The organism is Devosia sp. UYZn731 (assembly GCF_040546795.1).
Classification (GTDB): Bacteria; Pseudomonadota; Alphaproteobacteria; order Rhizobiales; family Devosiaceae; genus Devosia.
On record NZ_JBEPOL010000009.1, the window covers coordinates 59145 to 75024 of the forward strand.

At 62.7% G+C, this 15880-nt stretch carries 15 protein-coding genes; 9 read left to right on the plus strand and 6 right to left on the minus strand.

Annotation, left to right across the window (positions count from 1 at the left end):
• Window positions 1-118 precede the first annotated feature (118 nt).
• Genes ABIB57_RS21125 through ABIB57_RS21150 form a run of 6 tightly spaced genes read right to left on the minus strand, consistent with a single transcriptional unit; the run spans window position 119 to window position 6292 of the window.
• A complete protein-coding gene (locus ABIB57_RS21125; protein WP_354043224.1) occupies window positions 119-1453 on the minus strand; it encodes an amidase in 1335 nt (444 codons plus the stop codon).
• Window positions 1450-2826, minus strand: a complete 1377-nt coding sequence (locus tag ABIB57_RS21130; protein ID WP_354043225.1) for a dipeptidase — start codon at window positions 2824-2826, stop codon at window positions 1450-1452. The genes ABIB57_RS21125 and ABIB57_RS21130 overlap by 4 nt, the downstream gene beginning before the upstream one ends.
• The gene (locus tag ABIB57_RS21135) at window positions 2823-3575 is read right to left on the minus strand and encodes an SDR family NAD(P)-dependent oxidoreductase (protein ID WP_354043226.1); all 753 of its coding nucleotides are present in this window, start codon (window positions 3573-3575) and stop codon (window positions 2823-2825) included. The genes ABIB57_RS21130 and ABIB57_RS21135 overlap by 4 nt, the downstream gene beginning before the upstream one ends.
• A 1-nt stretch (window position 3576) precedes the next feature.
• Window positions 3577-4608: a ketopantoate reductase family protein gene (locus ABIB57_RS21140; RefSeq protein WP_354043227.1), complete on the minus strand. Its 1032-nt coding sequence runs from the start codon at window positions 4606-4608 to the stop codon at window positions 3577-3579.
• The gene (locus tag ABIB57_RS21145; RefSeq protein WP_354043228.1) at window positions 4605-5306 is read right to left on the minus strand and encodes a creatininase family protein; all 702 of its coding nucleotides are present in this window, start codon (window positions 5304-5306) and stop codon (window positions 4605-4607) included. Before ABIB57_RS21145 ends, ABIB57_RS21140 begins: the two co-directional genes overlap by 4 nt.
• Window positions 5303-6292, minus strand: a complete 990-nt coding sequence (locus ABIB57_RS21150; RefSeq protein WP_354043229.1) for a GntR family transcriptional regulator — start codon at window positions 6290-6292, stop codon at window positions 5303-5305. The genes ABIB57_RS21145 and ABIB57_RS21150 overlap by 4 nt, the downstream gene beginning before the upstream one ends.
• A gap of 184 nt (window positions 6293-6476) precedes the next feature.
• Here ABIB57_RS21150 and ABIB57_RS21155 point away from each other — a divergent pair, with 184 nt between their 5' ends.
• The 9 genes from ABIB57_RS21155 (at window position 6477) to ABIB57_RS21195 (ending at window position 15843) form a co-directional block, all read left to right on the plus strand.
• Entirely contained in the window at window positions 6477-8048 is a 1572-nt protein-coding gene (locus tag ABIB57_RS21155) for an ABC transporter substrate-binding protein (protein ID WP_354043230.1), read from the plus strand.
• A 65-nt stretch (window positions 8049-8113) separates the two neighbouring features.
• A complete protein-coding gene (locus ABIB57_RS21160) occupies window positions 8114-9052 on the plus strand; it encodes an ABC transporter permease (RefSeq protein WP_354043231.1) in 939 nt (312 codons plus the stop codon).
• The gene (locus tag ABIB57_RS21165; protein WP_354043232.1) at window positions 9049-9897 is read left to right on the plus strand and encodes an ABC transporter permease; all 849 of its coding nucleotides are present in this window, start codon (window positions 9049-9051) and stop codon (window positions 9895-9897) included. Before ABIB57_RS21160 ends, ABIB57_RS21165 begins: the two co-directional genes overlap by 4 nt.
• Window positions 9894-10883, plus strand: a complete 990-nt coding sequence (locus tag ABIB57_RS21170) for an ABC transporter ATP-binding protein (protein WP_354043233.1) — start codon at window positions 9894-9896, stop codon at window positions 10881-10883. The genes ABIB57_RS21165 and ABIB57_RS21170 overlap by 4 nt, the downstream gene beginning before the upstream one ends.
• On the plus strand, window positions 10880-11911 hold the full coding sequence (locus ABIB57_RS21175; protein ID WP_354043234.1) for an ABC transporter ATP-binding protein: 1032 nt from the start codon (window positions 10880-10882) through the stop codon (window positions 11909-11911). Before ABIB57_RS21170 ends, ABIB57_RS21175 begins: the two co-directional genes overlap by 4 nt.
• Window positions 11908-13431 (plus strand): carboxypeptidase M32, encoded by a 1524-nt coding sequence (locus tag ABIB57_RS21180; RefSeq protein ID WP_354043235.1) that lies wholly within the window; start codon window positions 11908-11910, stop codon window positions 13429-13431. The genes ABIB57_RS21175 and ABIB57_RS21180 overlap by 4 nt, the downstream gene beginning before the upstream one ends.
• Entirely contained in the window at window positions 13428-14378 is a 951-nt protein-coding gene (locus ABIB57_RS21185; protein WP_354043236.1) for an isoaspartyl peptidase/L-asparaginase family protein, read from the plus strand. The genes ABIB57_RS21180 and ABIB57_RS21185 overlap by 4 nt, the downstream gene beginning before the upstream one ends.
• Entirely contained in the window at window positions 14378-14914 is a 537-nt protein-coding gene (gene rraA / locus ABIB57_RS21190; RefSeq protein WP_354043237.1) for a ribonuclease E activity regulator RraA, read from the plus strand. Before ABIB57_RS21185 ends, rraA begins: the two co-directional genes overlap by 1 nt.
• On the plus strand, window positions 14911-15843 hold the full coding sequence (locus ABIB57_RS21195; protein ID WP_354043238.1) for a succinylglutamate desuccinylase/aspartoacylase family protein: 933 nt from the start codon (window positions 14911-14913) through the stop codon (window positions 15841-15843). The genes rraA and ABIB57_RS21195 overlap by 4 nt, the downstream gene beginning before the upstream one ends.
• The last annotated feature ends 37 nt before the right edge of the window (window positions 15844-15880 follow it).

Below are 15880 nucleotides of genomic sequence, written 5' to 3' on the forward strand. Positions count from 1 at the left end.
GCAATCCGGATTGATGAAGACTAGAGCAGGGTAGGTGCAGGCTTATCGACCCTTGCCCACCGACAAGTGTGTGGGCGTCTCATCGCCTTTGCAAGCCAAGTGCCGTGCGCAAGGGCGATCAGGACTTGGGCCTCCGATAGGCGCCCACTGCGCGTTCGATTGTCCCGGCCATAGCGAGCAGAGCGGCATCGCGCCCCAGTGGGCCAGTCAATTGCAGCCCCACGGGTAGCCCCTCGCTCATGCCCGCGGGAATACTGATCGAGGGATGCCCGGAGACATTGGCAAAACCGCTCGACAGCATTTCGCCCTCTTCGCCATCCTCGATCCGCGGATCTTGGCGTGGTGCCACGAACGGCACGCTGGGGCTGGCCAGCACATCGGCCTGCGCAAATGTCGCTTCCACCGATGCGCGGAACGTTTCGCGATAGCGCATGGCGAGCAGGTAATCGGCTGCCGTCGTCTTGAACCCATCTTCAAGCTGCGCGCGGGTGACAGGAGCATAGCCGAGCGGATTTTGCCGCAGCAGGTCGCGATGGATCACCGAGGCCTCGGGGTGAAGGACCGTCACCAGTTCGGTGTTCACCCGCTCCAAGCCCACGATGCTGATCGGGACCAATTCGGCGCCCCTGGCTTTGAGCAATGCCAGCGCCGCATCGAGCGCTTCGCGAACGCCCGGCGTGATTTCATGCGAGCCGAAATGGCGGTCGATCAGCCCGATCCGCAGCCCGGCGATATCGCGTTGTGGAGCGCTGTCGATGTCGGCGATTGCCGCGAGTCCGATCATCGCATCTGCCACATTGCGCGCCAGCGGGCCGGCGTGATCAAGGCTCCAGGACAGCGGGAAGACCCCATCAAGGCTGACCAGCCTGAAGCTGGGCTTGAGGCCGACAATGCCGCAATAACTGGCGGGAATGCGGATCGAGCCGCCGGTGTCGGTGCCAATGGCGAGCGGAACGATTCCCCCCGCGACGGCAGCCGCCGAACCTCCACTGGAGCCGCCGGATGTGCGTCCGGTGTTGTGGGGATTATTGGTCTGCCCGATATCGGGATGGGCAACGCCATAGGCATATTCGAGCAGGTTGGTCTTGCCGAGGATGATGGCTCCGGCGGCTCGCAACCGGCCAACTAGCTCAGCATCGCGCGTCGCCATCTGTGGCTCGCGCGCCCGCGTGCCGAAGCCGGTCGGCACACCCTCGACATCAATCAGATCCTTGATGGCAACAGGAATGCCGTGCAATGGCCCCAGGTCCAGGCCCGACGCCAATTCGCTAGTCCGCTTTTCGGCATCTGCCAGCGCCATTTCCGCCATCGGATTGGCGAAGGCGTTGAGACTGGGCTCCAGACAGTCGATGCGCGCCAGCGCGTGGCGCACGACGTCGATCGGCGTCAGCCGACCGTCCCGATAGCGTGCGCCCAGTTCGGCAATTTCGAGGAAGCCGATGTCCTCGCTCATCCCTCTCGTCCCAGCCGCTCAATCAGCCGCGCCCAGGCGATGAGGCCGATCCGCAGGTTGGCGAGGCGGAAAAACTCGTTGGGCGCGTGATAGTCCTCGTCGGAGGTCGAGAACGAGAAGAAGATCATGCCAACGCCGAGGTGTTTCTTCATCACCGCGCCAATCGGAATGGTGGCGCCCATGGCGACGCGCAGCGGCTTTTGCCCCAGCACTTCGCCGAATATATCCTCAGAAATCCGCAGCGCCGGCAGGTCGGGATCGAGCGCAAAAGCGGTCGTGCCGGGTCCGTGGCCATGCACTTCGAGCGTGTAGCCGCTGGGCAGCTTGGCTTTTAGATGCGCTTCGATTGCCGAGAGGACTGCCATGGGGTCCTGACTCGCCACCAAACGGCAGGTGATCTTGGCGGAGGCTTGTGCTGGGATCATGGTCTTGGTGCCCGGCCCGGCATAGCCGCCGGAAATGCCGTTGAATTCCAGCGTGGGGACCAGCCATTGGCGGGTCAGCAAGTCTTCGCCCGAGGGCAGAGGGTCGGGGCGCTTGGCGCCGATTTCGTCGAAATAGGCACCCGCGTCGAAGCCGATGGCCTTGATGGCAGCGATGATTGCCGGGTCCGGGGGCAAGGCGCTGTCGGCGAAGCCGTCCACGGTCACATTGCCCTCCGCGTCATGCAGTGATGCCAGCAGATGAGTCAGCACGCGCACCGCATTGGGAGCGCTGCCACCATGCCGGCCCGAATGCAAATCCTTGCCGGCGCCGTGGATTACGACGTCGAGCGCCGACAGGCCGCGAGTCGCCACGGTGACTGAAGCGATATCGGGCCGCCACATGGCACCATCGGCGGATACTACGATGTCGCAGGCGAGGCGCTCCTTTAGCCGCTCCACCGTGGGCTCGAAATGCTGGCTGCCAGACTCTTCCTCGCCCTCGATTAGCATCTTCAGATTGATCGGCAGCCCGCCGCGCAGCTTGCCGACCGCCTCCGCCACGATGATCGGCAGCAGCAACGGCGCCTTGTCGTCGGAAACGCCGCGGGCATAAAGCCGATCATTCCGGATCGTCGGCTCGAACGGCGGGCTCAGCCACTTGTCCAGCGGATCGGGCGGCTGGACGTCATAATGGCCATAGACCAGTACGGTTGGCGTACCCGGCGTCTCGCACCATTCGGCGATCACTGTTGGGTGCCCACCGGTCGACACGATTTCGACCTTTGGAAATCCGGCCTTGCGCATGCGCTCGGCGACGAACTGCGAGGCGGCGGTGATGCCATCGGCGAAGGCCGGGTCGGTGCTGACGCTTGGGATGCGGCAGAAGGCGATCACATCGGCGAGGACTTCGGCCTCCTGGCCAGCGAGATAGTCTTCGATCTCGCTCACTTGCCGCCGTCCACGCTCAACACCTGGCCGGAAATCCAGCCGGCCTGCTCGGAGGCGAAAAACATCACCGCATTGGCGATATCGTCGGGCGTGCCGAGCCGTTTGAGCGCGATATTGTTGAGCAGCTTTTCCTGTCCCTCGGTGCCCATGGCGTCCCATTGCCGCTCGGTGGTCGGGTTGGAGCGCACGAAGCCCGGGGCAATATTGTTGACCGTAATGTTCCAGGCGCCGAGTTCGTGAGCGAGCTGGCGGGTGAGGCCGATCTGGCCGGCCTTGGCGCTGGCATACGCCTGGATGCCGGTCAGGCTGATGCCGAGCCCGGCACCACTGGAAATATTGATAACGCGGCCATAGCGCTGGCGCTTCATCCCCGGCGCCACCGCCTGGGTCATGAAGAAAGCGCCAGAAACGTTGGCATCGAAAATGGTCTGCCAGTCGGCGGCGCTGATCTCTTCGATGGGCCGCCCGACCTGTCCGCGCACGCCACCGGCGTTATTGACCAGAATATCGACCGCGTGCCCGTCGCTCTCGATCTGGGCGATGGCCGACTGCACCGCGTCATGGTCGCCGACATCGAGGCTCAGGCCTTTGCCGCCGCCGAGACGGACCGTTTCAGCCAAGCCCTCCGCATTGACGTCGCAGGCGTAAACGATGGCGCCATGCGCCGCAAAAGCCAGCGCGATGGCGCGGCCAAAGCCGTGTGCCGCCCCGGTGACGACGACAGTCTTGCTGGCAAAATCGATATTCATCTCAGGCCACCGCTACCGTTCCGGCGCTCGCGAGCACCGTCATATTATCGGGCGAAAATGTGCGCTGCCCGGTTTCCATCTCGCGGATCATCGCGATCAGCCGTGCGGTCAGGGGAGTTTGCACGCCGTTGCGCCGCCCGGCATCGACAATTGGACCAAGTTGATCTTGGGCCTCGGTCTGGCGTTTGCGTACCGCGAGGTCGCGCCAGATGCCGGAATGGGATTTGGTCGACTTGCGGTTATGCACAACCATTTCGTCAAACGAGTTATCGATCTGCGCCTGCGATGCACCGGGAACGAAAGCGCCGGGATCAAAGCCATTGAAAGCCTCTGTGGCAATGCCTTCGGCCTTGGCGACAGCGCCGACCTCTCGGCCGAGATCGGTCAGGACGGCGCGATAGGCAGGGTCGGCGAGGGCGTCGGCTATGCTGTCATTGGTCAGCGCTGTGGCGAACAGCAGCGCGCCATAGACGAGCTTGCCCCACAGGTAACCCCAGATATTGCTGGTCAAAACTGCATCGGGTTCGAAGTCGAGCAGCAGCTTATGCAGAGCCACAAGGCGCTCGGTCGTGCTGCCATCGAGTTCGCCGATGACGACGGCGCCGCGGCCACCGAAGGTAACAATGCCGGGTTCGAGAAAATCGGCGCCGAAATTGACGAAGCATCCCATGGTGCGATCGCGGCCGATGATGTCGGCTATGACCAGCTCATTGAGCCCGTTCTGGGCGGAGACGACGACGCCGTTGGGCGCCACATGCGGCAGTAGATCGCGCGCGGCAGCGTCGGTGTGCAATGCCTTCACGCAAAGGAAGATGGTCTCGAATTGCCCGATCAGATCGGCCGGTAGAAACGCCTTGGCCCGGACCGTATCCTCGAAGATTGGCCCGACAATGCGCAGGCCAAATTCGTTCATTTCGGTAACATGCTCGGGGACGTTATCGACGAAGACAACCTCGTGGCCGGTGCGGATGAACGCTGCGCCGAGCGTGCCGCCGATGGCGCCAGCGCCCCAGATCAGAATGGGGTCACTCATGACCACGGCCCCTCCATCAGGGCGCGCGTCTCGGTCACGGCGATGTCCCAGATCGCCTGCATTTCAGCGTCGTCGCGCTCGTAGTAGCCGCCAAAATTGCCGTCGCCCAGATAGGCGCGCACGCCAGCCGGGTCCATGTAGCGCATCCGCGACAGATCGATCATCGGCTTGCGCTGGGTTGGTTGCGTCACGCTGGGCAGGCGGGTCCAGCCGAAATTTTCCATCCACGACGCGTGCGAGGCGACGGTGTCGATTTCTTGCACCTTGGCGTACGTCGCCGGCGCATTCCACCAGTTGTGGAACTTGACCGCATGGCCGGGATTGTCGGCCATCCATTCGATAGCGAGGCTGCCGCCCGGCTGGTTGCCGCCATGGCCGTTGACCAGGAGGATGCGCTTGAAGCCCTGAATTTTGAGCCCATCGAGAATGTCGCGAATGATGCGGGTGTAAGTATCGATGCGCAGGCTGATCGAGCCGGGATAGGCCAGGAAATACGGCGTGATGCCATAAGGCAAGACCGGGAACACCGGAATGCCGAGCGGCTCGGCGGCGTCGAGCGCGACCTTCTCCGCCAGGATCGAATCCACCGACAGCGACAGCCCCGCATGCTGCTCGGTACTGCCCAGCGGAACCACGCAGCGATCGTCGCGCTTGAGATAATCCTCGACCTGGCTCCAGTTCATCTCGGCGATTTTCACGATGCTTCCTTCCGTTCTGCTGGCGCTTGCTGGCTAGCCGCGGTGATGAATGGCATAACCACGCGTTCTATATCGCCGGGGTCCGGCGTGTGGCGGTATTCGATGGCTGACATGGCCGGCCGGGCGATCCCGACAACTGTCTCGGCACCTGTGGAAAACACCACCACATCGGCCGCAGCCAGCACGGCGACGATATCGGCATCGTCGATAGTGGCGGCCGTAATGTCCTGCACATGGGCGGCAAAGCGCTGCACGCCGGCATTGATAATCGGCAGAAAGTCGGGAAACAGCGATACAACCGCCACCCGCGCCATCGGGTCGAGAGCCGCTAGCGCCATGCGCGTGGCTTCGGCGGGAATGAAGCGGATCGACACCACCTTGGTGTTTGGTAACAGGCTCGATACCTCACGATGCCGATTGGCGAACGTCACCACCAGATCGGCCGAGCCGGCGCGATCCTTGGCGGTTTCGTTGCGCAGGATGGCATCGATAGTCATCGGCTCGACGGTGGCGCTACTGCCCAGCTGGGCGGCGATGAAGCGCGCATAGCTCGCAGTGGCTTCGTGGAACAGCCCCACCATAACCACGCTGACGCGGTGGCCTAGGCTGAGGCGGTACGATAGGCGCGCATTGAACAGGGCGGCGACGTCGCTGGTACGAATACCCATGCCCATGGCGTTGTCGATCAGGGCATCGATCTGGCGGTGCAATGCATCGATATCGGCGCGCGCTGCCATGCGGGCCTGCGAGCTGTCGGCCACATAGGTGCCTGAGCCGGGCCGGGAATCGATCAGCCCGTCCTTCTTGAGGTCGCGATAGACCAGGCTCACAGTCATGGGAGCAACGCCGACCTGTTCGGCCAGTTCGCGCACCGATGGCAATGGCTGGCCGACCAGCAGGTCGCCACAGGCAATACCGTACTCGATCACGCCCTTGATCTGTTGGCGAATGGGGATCGGGAGGTCCCGGTCGATAAAAAAGTCCATGAAACCGTCGTCCACGTATGTGTTCTATTTTGCTATCACAGCCACAAAGGATCGGACAAGGTGTTATACTGGCATAGCTCAAATTCAGCGGATGAGCCTGAATTTGGCGCGTTGACGTCACGTAAATCGCATGCAACGTTACATGTTAGTAGAACAGTTTCCCTGCACTCTGAAAGGCGAAAGCATGAAGATCGTGACCATTGCTGCCATCGCGGCGGCCCTTCTTCTTGGCGTCAGTTCGTCGGCCATTGCGGTCGAGCGAGGTGGCATCTTGACCTATGCGCGCTATGCCGACAGCCTGTTCCTTGACCCCGTCCTGAACGACGCCAATGTCGATATCTGGATCCTGTCCAACCTCTACGATACGCTGTTGCTGCCTACAGATGACGGCAAGGGCGTGCAGCCTGGCCTCGCGACGGATTGGAAAGTGTCGGAGGACGGCCTGACCGTCACGTTGACCCTGCGCGACGGCATCAAGTTCTCGGATGGCTCGCCAATCACCGGCGAAGACGTCAAATGGTCACTTGAGCGCGCTGCTGTGCCGGATACGACGTGGCAGTTTCTCGTGGCATCGATCGCCTCAATTGCGACCGAAGGCAATACCGTGACCATCACGCTGGCGCATCCCGATCCGGCGTTTATTTCGGCGCTGACCGTGTTCAATACCGCCATCATGCCCAAGGCGTTGTTCGAGGCAGAGGCCGGCGCGAGCGACGCTGACAAGGCCAAGGCTTTTGCCGAGCATCCGGTCGGCTCCGGGCCGTTCATGTTCTCGTCGTGGGAACGCGGTTCGACGATGAAGCTGCTCAAGAACCCCTACTATTGGGACAAGGGCGAGGATGGCGCTGCACTTCCCTATCTCGATGGCGTGACCTTCGAGGTGATCCCCGACGACGCGACGCGCATCCTGCGGTTGCAGTCCGGCGAGGTCGATGGCGCCGAGCTCATTCCCTATGCCCGCGTCGATGAGCTCGAGGCCTCCGACAATTTGAACATGGAAATGTATCCCTCCACCCGAGTGCAGTACATTTCAATGAACGTGCGACAGCAGGTCAATGGCACGGACAATCCGTTGGCCAATCCCAAAGTGCGCCAGGCTCTGAACTATGCCACCAACAAGGAAGCGATCATCCAGATCGTGACCCACGGCGTTGGTACGCAACTGACCTCGTTCATGTCGACCGCGACGCCAATGCATACCGGGACCGATCCGCTCTACCCCTACGATATTGAAAAAGCCAAGGCACTGATGGCCGAAGCTGGCTTCCCCGACGGGTTCTCGACCAGCCTGCTGGTGCTCGCCGGCAATCAGGACGAAATCGGTATCGGCACCGCCGTGCAGCAGATGTGGGCCGCCATTGGCGTCAAGCTGGAACTGCAGCAGGTCGATAATGCCACCCGCACCCAGCAATATCGCGACGGCACAATGAACATGCGCGTCGCCGCCTGGACCGACGACATTGCCGATCCCAATGAAATCACGTCCTACTTCGCCTATTCGCCCACCATCGACGCCCTGCATTCAGGCTGGAAGAACGATGAAGCTGACAAGCTTTACGAAGCCAGCCAGAGTGAGATCGATCCTGCCAAGCGAGCCGAGGAATACGCCCGCATCCAGGAAATCTTCAATACCGAAGGCCCCACCGTGCCTCTCTACGAGACGCCTTACCCGGTGGCCCTGAGCAAGACGACGATGGGTTTCAACCAGATCCCGCTGGGCAACAACATCTTCCGCGCCGCCTGGCTCGACAAGTAAGCCGATTTGGGTGGGGGCAGGCTTGCCTCCACCCGATTTTCTTCCCTGGGATGCGGAGTGAGCTTTTGTTGCTGATCCCCTATATTTTCCGCCGCATTCTGCAGCTGATCCCGACCTTCGCCTTCATCATCATCGTGGTGTTCATTCTGGTCCGCCTGCTGCCGGGCGATCCTGCCAGCGCCATTCTGGGTGATCGCGCCATCGACGCCAATGTCGATCGCATCAATCACGAACTGGGACTCGACCAGCCGGTTTTCGTGCAATTCCTGGTGTTCGTCAAATCCATCGCCACCGGCAATCTCGGCAATTCCATCGTCCTCAAGATTCCGGTTGTCGACCTGATCGCCCAACGGATGCCGGTCACTCTGATGCTGACTCTGATGGCGGCGATCATCGCGCTGATCCTGGCTCTACCGCTGGCGTTCCTCGCCGCGCTACAGCGCGACAAGCTTGCCGATAACGCCATTCGCGGCGTGTTTCAGGTGGGCCTTTCCATGCCGGTTTTCTATCTGGGTATTATCCTTCTGACCGTATTCGGCGCTGGCTTGGGCTGGTTCCCCGTCGGCGGCTATGGGGAAGGTTTCCTCGATCATGTGCATCACCTGATCCTGCCGGCGCTCACTTTGGCGCTCAGTCTCGCGGCGATCCTGATGCGCAATCTGCGTGCCGCCATCATCGGCGTCGTGGGCGCGGAATATGTCGATTTCGCCCGCGCCAAGGGCCTGCGGCCGCGGCTGATCATGATCCGCCACGTGCTGCGCAATGCGCTGATTTCCACCGTGACGCTGTTCGGCCTCTCCATCGGTACCCTGCTGGGCGGCGCCGTGATCACCGAAACCGTGTTCGCCATTCCGGGGGCAGGGCGGCTGATGATCGACAGCATCTATGGTCGCGACTATCCGGTGGTGCAGGGCATGACGCTGGCGCTGGCGGTCTGCGTCTCGCTGACCTTCCTGCTCACCGATATCGTGCAAGCCTATCTCGATCCGCGAGTTGCCCGATGACTCTGGTCGCAACTGCTCCGGTCGCCAAACGGCGCACGCTTATCCGCATACCATTCACGCTGGTCTTTGGCGGCACCATCATCGCGCTCAGCACAGTAGTCGCGTTTTTCCCGTCGCTGTTCGCTCCCTATGACCCCGTGGCCATGGACTACAATGCGCTGCTGCAGGCGCCGACCATAGCCCATCCCTTCGGCACCGACAGCTTTGGCCGCGACGTGCTGTCCCGCGTCATCCATGCCTATACGGTCGACATGCAGATCGCCGTGTTTGCGACGCTGTTCCCCTTCGTCTTCGGCACATTTATCGGCGCGCTGGTCGGTTATGCCGGCGGCTGGGTCAATGCGCTGTTCGGGCGTGTGGTCGATGCCATCATCACCTTCCCGTTCCTCGTGCTGGTGATCGCCATCGTCGCGGTGCTGGGGCCGGGCCTGATCAACATGTATGTCGCTGTCAGCGTCGTCGGCTGGGTGTTCTATGCCCGCCTGGTGGCGACCGAAGTGCAGGTGCAAAAGCGCCTCGATTACGCCGATTCCGGGCGCGCCATGGGCTACCGCCCACTGCGTATCATCTTCCTCCACCTGCTGCCCAATGCAATCACCCCGGCTCTGGTCTATTGGATGACCGACATGGCGCTGGCCATCCTGCTCGGCTCCAGCCTCGGCTATCTCGGTCTGGGCGCCCAACCGCCGATCGCGGAGTGGGGCGTGCAGATCGCTGACGGCAAGAATTTCATGAATACCGCCTGGTGGATTTCCGTGTTTCCCGGCGTCGCCATCGTAGTGACTGGACTCGGCTTCAGCCTCGTCGGCGACGGCCTAGCCGAACTGCTGAGGACCAAGAAATGACACCGGCCCTCGAAGTTCGTAATCTGACGACGGGTTTTAAGACCGCCAATGGCTGGGTCACGGCGGTCAAAGATGTTGGCTTCGACGTGATGCCGGGCGAGGTGGTTGGCCTTGTCGGTGAATCGGGATCCGGCAAGAGCGTCACGCTACACTCCATCCTCCGCCTGGTACATGCGCCTGGCATCGTCGAGGGCAGCGTCAAATGGCAGGGACGCGACCTGATGACCATGTCCGAGCGCGAATTGCGCAAGGTCCGCGGCGGCGAGATCGCCATGATCTTCCAGGAGCCGATGACCGCGCTCAATCCGGTGCTGCCGGTCGGAATCCAGATCGAGGAAAACCTCAGCGCCCATACAGCGCTCGACAGCCGCCAACGCGCGGCCCGCGCCCGCGAACTGATGGATCTGGTTGGCATTCCCGAGGCCGCACGCCGTCTCAAGGACTATCCGCACCAGTTCTCCGGAGGCATGCGTCAGCGCGTCATGATCGCCATCGCTCTCGCCAGCGGCCCCAAACTGCTGCTGGCGGACGAGCCCACCACCGCGCTGGATGTCACCATCCAGGACCAGATCCTCAAGCTCATTCTCGACCTGCGTGATGAGCTGCAGATGGGCGTCGTTCTGGTGACGCATGATCTCGGCGTCGTCGCCGCCACCTGCGACCGCATGGCGGTGATGTATGCCGGACGGATTGTCGAAACCGGCACGGTCGTCGATGTTTTTGCCGAGCCGCATCATGCCTATACGCGTGGCCTGCTCGGCTCAGTGCCGCGCGGAGGGGCAGGGCGCACGATGTTGCTGTCCATCGAGGGCACACCGCCGGGGCTCGCCTCGATCCCGCCGGGCTGCGCATTTAACCCGCGCTGCACTTTTGCCACCGATATTTGCCGCAAGGAGACACCCATGCTCGCCGAATTCGCCCCGGCCCATCTGGTGGCCTGCCATCACCATCGCGAAGTCGCTGCGGCCGGATCGCCCGTCGCATGAACGCCACCCTGACCCAGACGCTGATCTCCGCTGAGGAAGTCAGCAAGGAATTCCACATTCCGCATGGCATGTGGCGCCGCCTGACCGGCCAGCCTCGGCTGGCGGTGCATGCCCTCAATGGCGTCAGCTTCCAGATCAACCGCGGCGAAACCCTCGGCATCGTCGGCGAGAGCGGCTGCGGCAAGTCCACACTGGCGCGGTGCCTGGTGCGCCTGTTCGATTGCGACGATGGCCGTGTGCGTTTCGAGGGGGAGGATATTGCCGACCTCAAAGGTGCCGACCGCCGGGCCTTCAACCGCCGTGTCCAAATGATTTTCCAGGACCCCTACAGCTCGCTCAATCCGCGTATGCGGGTGCGCGAGATTTTGGGCGAGGCGCTGAGCGTCCACAAGATGCGCCCGCGTTCTCAAATCCCCGCGCGCATTGCCGAACTGCTCGACCTCGTCCGTTTGCCGTCCGACGCCGCCGACAAGTTCCCGCACGAATTCTCCGGCGGCCAGCGCCAGCGCATCGGCATTGCCCGCGCTTTGGCGGTCGAGCCGGATGTGCTGGTGGCAGATGAACTGGTCTCGGCGCTCGACGTGTCAGTGCAGGCTCAAGTGGTCAACCTGCTCCTGCAACTGCAGGAGCAATTGCACCTGACGGTGGTTTTTGTCGCCCACGATCTGCGGCTGGTGCGGCATATCTCGCATCGTGTCGCCGTGATGTATCTGGGCAAAATCGTCGAGATCGGGCCGACCGAGGATCTGTTCTCGGCGCCCCGCCATCCCTATACCAAGGCGTTGCTCGATGCCGCGCCTGAGCTCGATCCCACCAAGCGCACCCGCACCGTGGCCGCGCGTGGCGAATTGCCGAGCCCCATCAACCTGCCCAAGGGCTGCCTGTTCAACACCCGCTGCCCCCACGCTTTCGACCGCTGCTTCGTCGAGCGACCGCTGCTCGGCGACCGTACGCCGGCTCATAAGGCCGCCTGCCACTTGACCGATTTCGGCCTACCCGCAATCCAGAACCTTGAAGCCATTTCATGACCTATTCCGCTTTCGAAGCTGCCATCGCGCAGGTCAACGACATCCTTTGCGCCGTCAACTTGCTCGCCTGGGACTCGCGCACCGTGATGCCGCCCGGCGGTGTTGAATCGCGGGGGGCGCAAGTCTCGACGCTCACGAGCCTGGCCCGCGAACTGGCGACTGGCGAGGCCATGGCTCGCGCCATCGACGGCGCCCGCGCCGAACTGGCGAATGCGCCCGCTGACGACATTCGCCACCGCGCAGTGGCCCAGGCGACGAAGGAAATCGGCATCCTCAGCCGCATTCCTGCAGCGTTGATCGGCGAGGCAGCTGAACTCAAGACCCGCGCCAACGCCGCATGGGTGGAGGCTCGGGCTGCCAGCGATTTCGCCGGTTACGCGCCCGTGCTCGAACGCATGATCGCCATCCAGCGCGAAACCGCCCAGGCCATCGGCTTTGCCGCCCATCCTTATGACGCGCTGCTCAACGGCTATGAGCCGGATATGACGCTGGCGCAGTTGCAGACCATCTATGGCAGCCTCAAATCCGCTTTGGTGCCGCTGATTGAACAGGCCGCTGCAGCGCCACCACCGCGCACCGATTTCCTCCGTCGTTCCTATCCCGTCGAGCAGCAGAAGGCCTTCGGGCTCGCGATGGCGCAGCGCATGGGCTACGACCTCAATCGCGGCCGGCTCGACGACACCGTGCACCCGTTCGAAATCTCCTTCACCCGCCACGACGTGCGCATCACCAGCCGCTTCCGCGAAAGCTGGCTGCCCGGAGGCTTCTTCGCCCTGTGGCACGAAGCTGGCCACGGCATGTACGAGCAGGGCGTCGCACCCGAATATACCCGCTCGATCTTCGCCACGGACCTGATCAATCTCTATGCTGTCGGCGGCGCCAGCTTTGGCATGCACGAATCCCAGTCCCGCCTCTGGGAAAACCGCGTCGGCCGTTCCCGCGCGTTCTGGGATTTGCATTTCGGCGAATTGCAGGCGCATTTTCCCGAGCAACTGGGCGATGTGTCGGCCCACGAATTCTGGCGTTCTGTCAATCAGGTCCGCCCCGATTTCATCCGCGTGGAAGCGGACGAGCTGACCTACGACCTGCACATCATCCTGCGCTCGGAAATCGAGGCTGGCCTGATGGCCGGCGAGATTAAGGTGGCCGAGCTGCCCGGCATCTGGGCCGAGAAGATGAAGATCTATTTCGGCCTCACCGTGCCCAACGACACGTTAGGCGTGCTGCAGGACGTGCACTGGTCGCACGGCTATGTCGGCTCGTTCCCAACCTACACGCTGGGCAATATCATGAGCTCGCAATTCTTCGCCACGGCGCGGCAGAAGCCCGAGATCGCGGCCGGTCTCGACGGCGGCAATTACGCCCCGCTTACGACCTTCTTGACCGACAATATCTATAGCCATGGCCGCTCGTCCTCGCCCGCCGAAACCTTGCAGCGCGTCACAGGGCGCGGTCTCGATACCGCGCCGTATATCGCTGACCTGACCGACAAGGTCGCCGCCCTCACGGCGCAATCATGACCCGCCCAGTCATCGCCATTCACGGCGGCTGTGGCGTTATGGCCAAGCTCGACCTATCGGGGGCCGACTGGGCCGATGCCCGCCACGGTCTGGGCGAGGCATTGCTCGCCGGTTGGCGCACCCTGAATGAAGGCGGTTCCGCGGTGGATGCCGTCGAAGCGGCTATCGTGATTATGGAAGACTCGCCCCAGTTCAACGCCGGTCACGGCGCCGCGCTCAACGCTGGCGGCATCCACGAACTTGATGCGTCGATTATGCGCGGCGCCGATCTGGGGGCGGGGGCCGTCACTCTGGTCCGCCGCATTCGCAATCCGATCCGCGCCGCGCGGGCGCTGCTGGAGCAGGGCAGCCCGGTCATGCTCGGCGGTCCCGAAGCCGACAATTTTGCCGCCCGCTCCGGTCTGGATATGGTCGAACAATCCTATTTCACCACGGAGCGCCGTGTCGCGTCATTGGCCAGCCTCAAGGCCAAGGCGCTCGAAGGTACGCTCAAATCTGCTTCCGAAGCGGAAAAGCACGGCACCGTTGGCGCGGTTGCGCTCGACATCGCCGGGCATCTGGCGGCGGGCACCTCCACCGGGGGCTATAACAACAAGCCTGAAGGCCGCATCGGCGATAGCCCGATCATTGGCGCCGGCACCTATGCGCGAGATGGAGTCTGCGCCGTTTCGGGCACCGGTGCCGGCGAGTTCTTCATCCGCCACGCCGTCGGCCACGAAATTGCCAGCCGCATTGCCTATTTGGGCGAAAGTCTCGCCGCCGCTGCCGCCTATGTGATCAAATCCGACCTCGCGAGCTATGGCATTGGCGCCGGCATCGTCGCCGTCGATGCCCAAGGCAATATCACCGCTCCCTTCAACACCGATGGCATGTTCCGCGGCTGGATAGATGCCGATGGCAATCTCTTCGTCGGCACTCATGCCGACGTCAGTTCGGTCCTTCTCTGATGCGCCAGCCGCCAATCGTCACCGCCGACCTCTACGACGTGCACCATGCCGGCCTTTCGGTGTGCGAATTGCAATTCCGATCCTTCGGCGGCAATCTTTCGTTCTTCGGCCCTTGTGCCACCCTCGCGACACTCGAAGACCACACGCCGGTTCTGGCCGCCTTGCAGCAACCCGGCAATGGCCGCGTGCTGGTCATCGATGGCCAGGGCTCACTGCGCATCGGCCTGATGGGCGACCGCCTCGCCAAATTCGGCGCCGACAATGGCTGGGCCGGTGTGGTCATGAACGGCGTCATCCGCGATAGCCTCGGCATGGAAAATCTCGACCTTGGCGTCAAGGCGCTCGGCACCACGGCCCGCCGTGGCTGGGCGAGCTTCGCTGCCACCAATGATGTTCCGCTCACCATCGGCAGCGCCACGTTCCGTCCCGGTGACTGGGTCTATGCCGATGTTGATTGCGTCATCGTCAGCCGCACCGAACTTGATCTGGCGGTCACGCCCGCCGCGCCTCTGTCATATCCGGACCCGCAACAATGAACGCACTTCCATCCTTCCGCACTGGCACCCCTCGCGTCGAACAAGGCTATGTGCAGCCACTGGCTGGCATCGACATCCCGTTCACGGTCATCGAAGGCACAAAGCCCGGCCCCGTCCTGCTGGTGACGGCGGGCGTGCATGCGTCCGAGTTCTGCTCGATCGAAGCCGCTATCCGTCTGCAACAGACCAAGCCGGAAGACCTCACGGGCACGATGGTCATCCTGCCCATCCTCAACATGCAGGGTTTTCGCAAGCGCAGCATCTACATCATGCCCGAGGACGGCAAGAACCTGAACCGCCAGTTCCCCGGCAAGCCCGACGGGACGCTCAGCGAGCAACTGGCGTTCTGGCTAAGCGATACCGTGTTTCCGCAAGCCGACGCTTATCTTGACCTACATGGCGGCGACCTGGACGAGTCGCTGCTGCCCTTCAGCATTTATCCGCGGGGCGATGCGGGCTCCAAAGCCTTAGCCGTTGCCTTCGGAATCCCGATCGCTATTGCGTCGGACGGCAAGACCAATTCCGTCAATGGCGCCGTCAAGCATGGCATTCCGAGCCTATTGCCCGAAATGAGCGGCAATGGGTTGTGGGACGATGCGCTGGTTGGCGAACTCACAGACGGTATCGCCCGCGTCATGCTGCATCTCGGCATGATCACCGGCCCGGTCAAACCAGCGCCCCAGACGACGCCCGATTTCGTCACCATGTGGGTGCCCACCGCCCCGATGGATGGCCTGTGGTACTCGGCCAAGCAGATCGCCGAAGCCATCGTCACCGGCGAAGTCCTCGGCGAAATCCGTGACGTGTTCGGTGCTGTCCTCGCCACCATTCGCTCGGAGAAGGACGGCATCGTCGTCTATCGCATGACCAGCCTGAGCGTGAACCAGGGCGAAGCCCTCCTCGGCGTCGGCTCGCCCTTGGTCGAGTGAGCGCCACCGACTATCTAGGCGTGGTCTCGACCAGGCA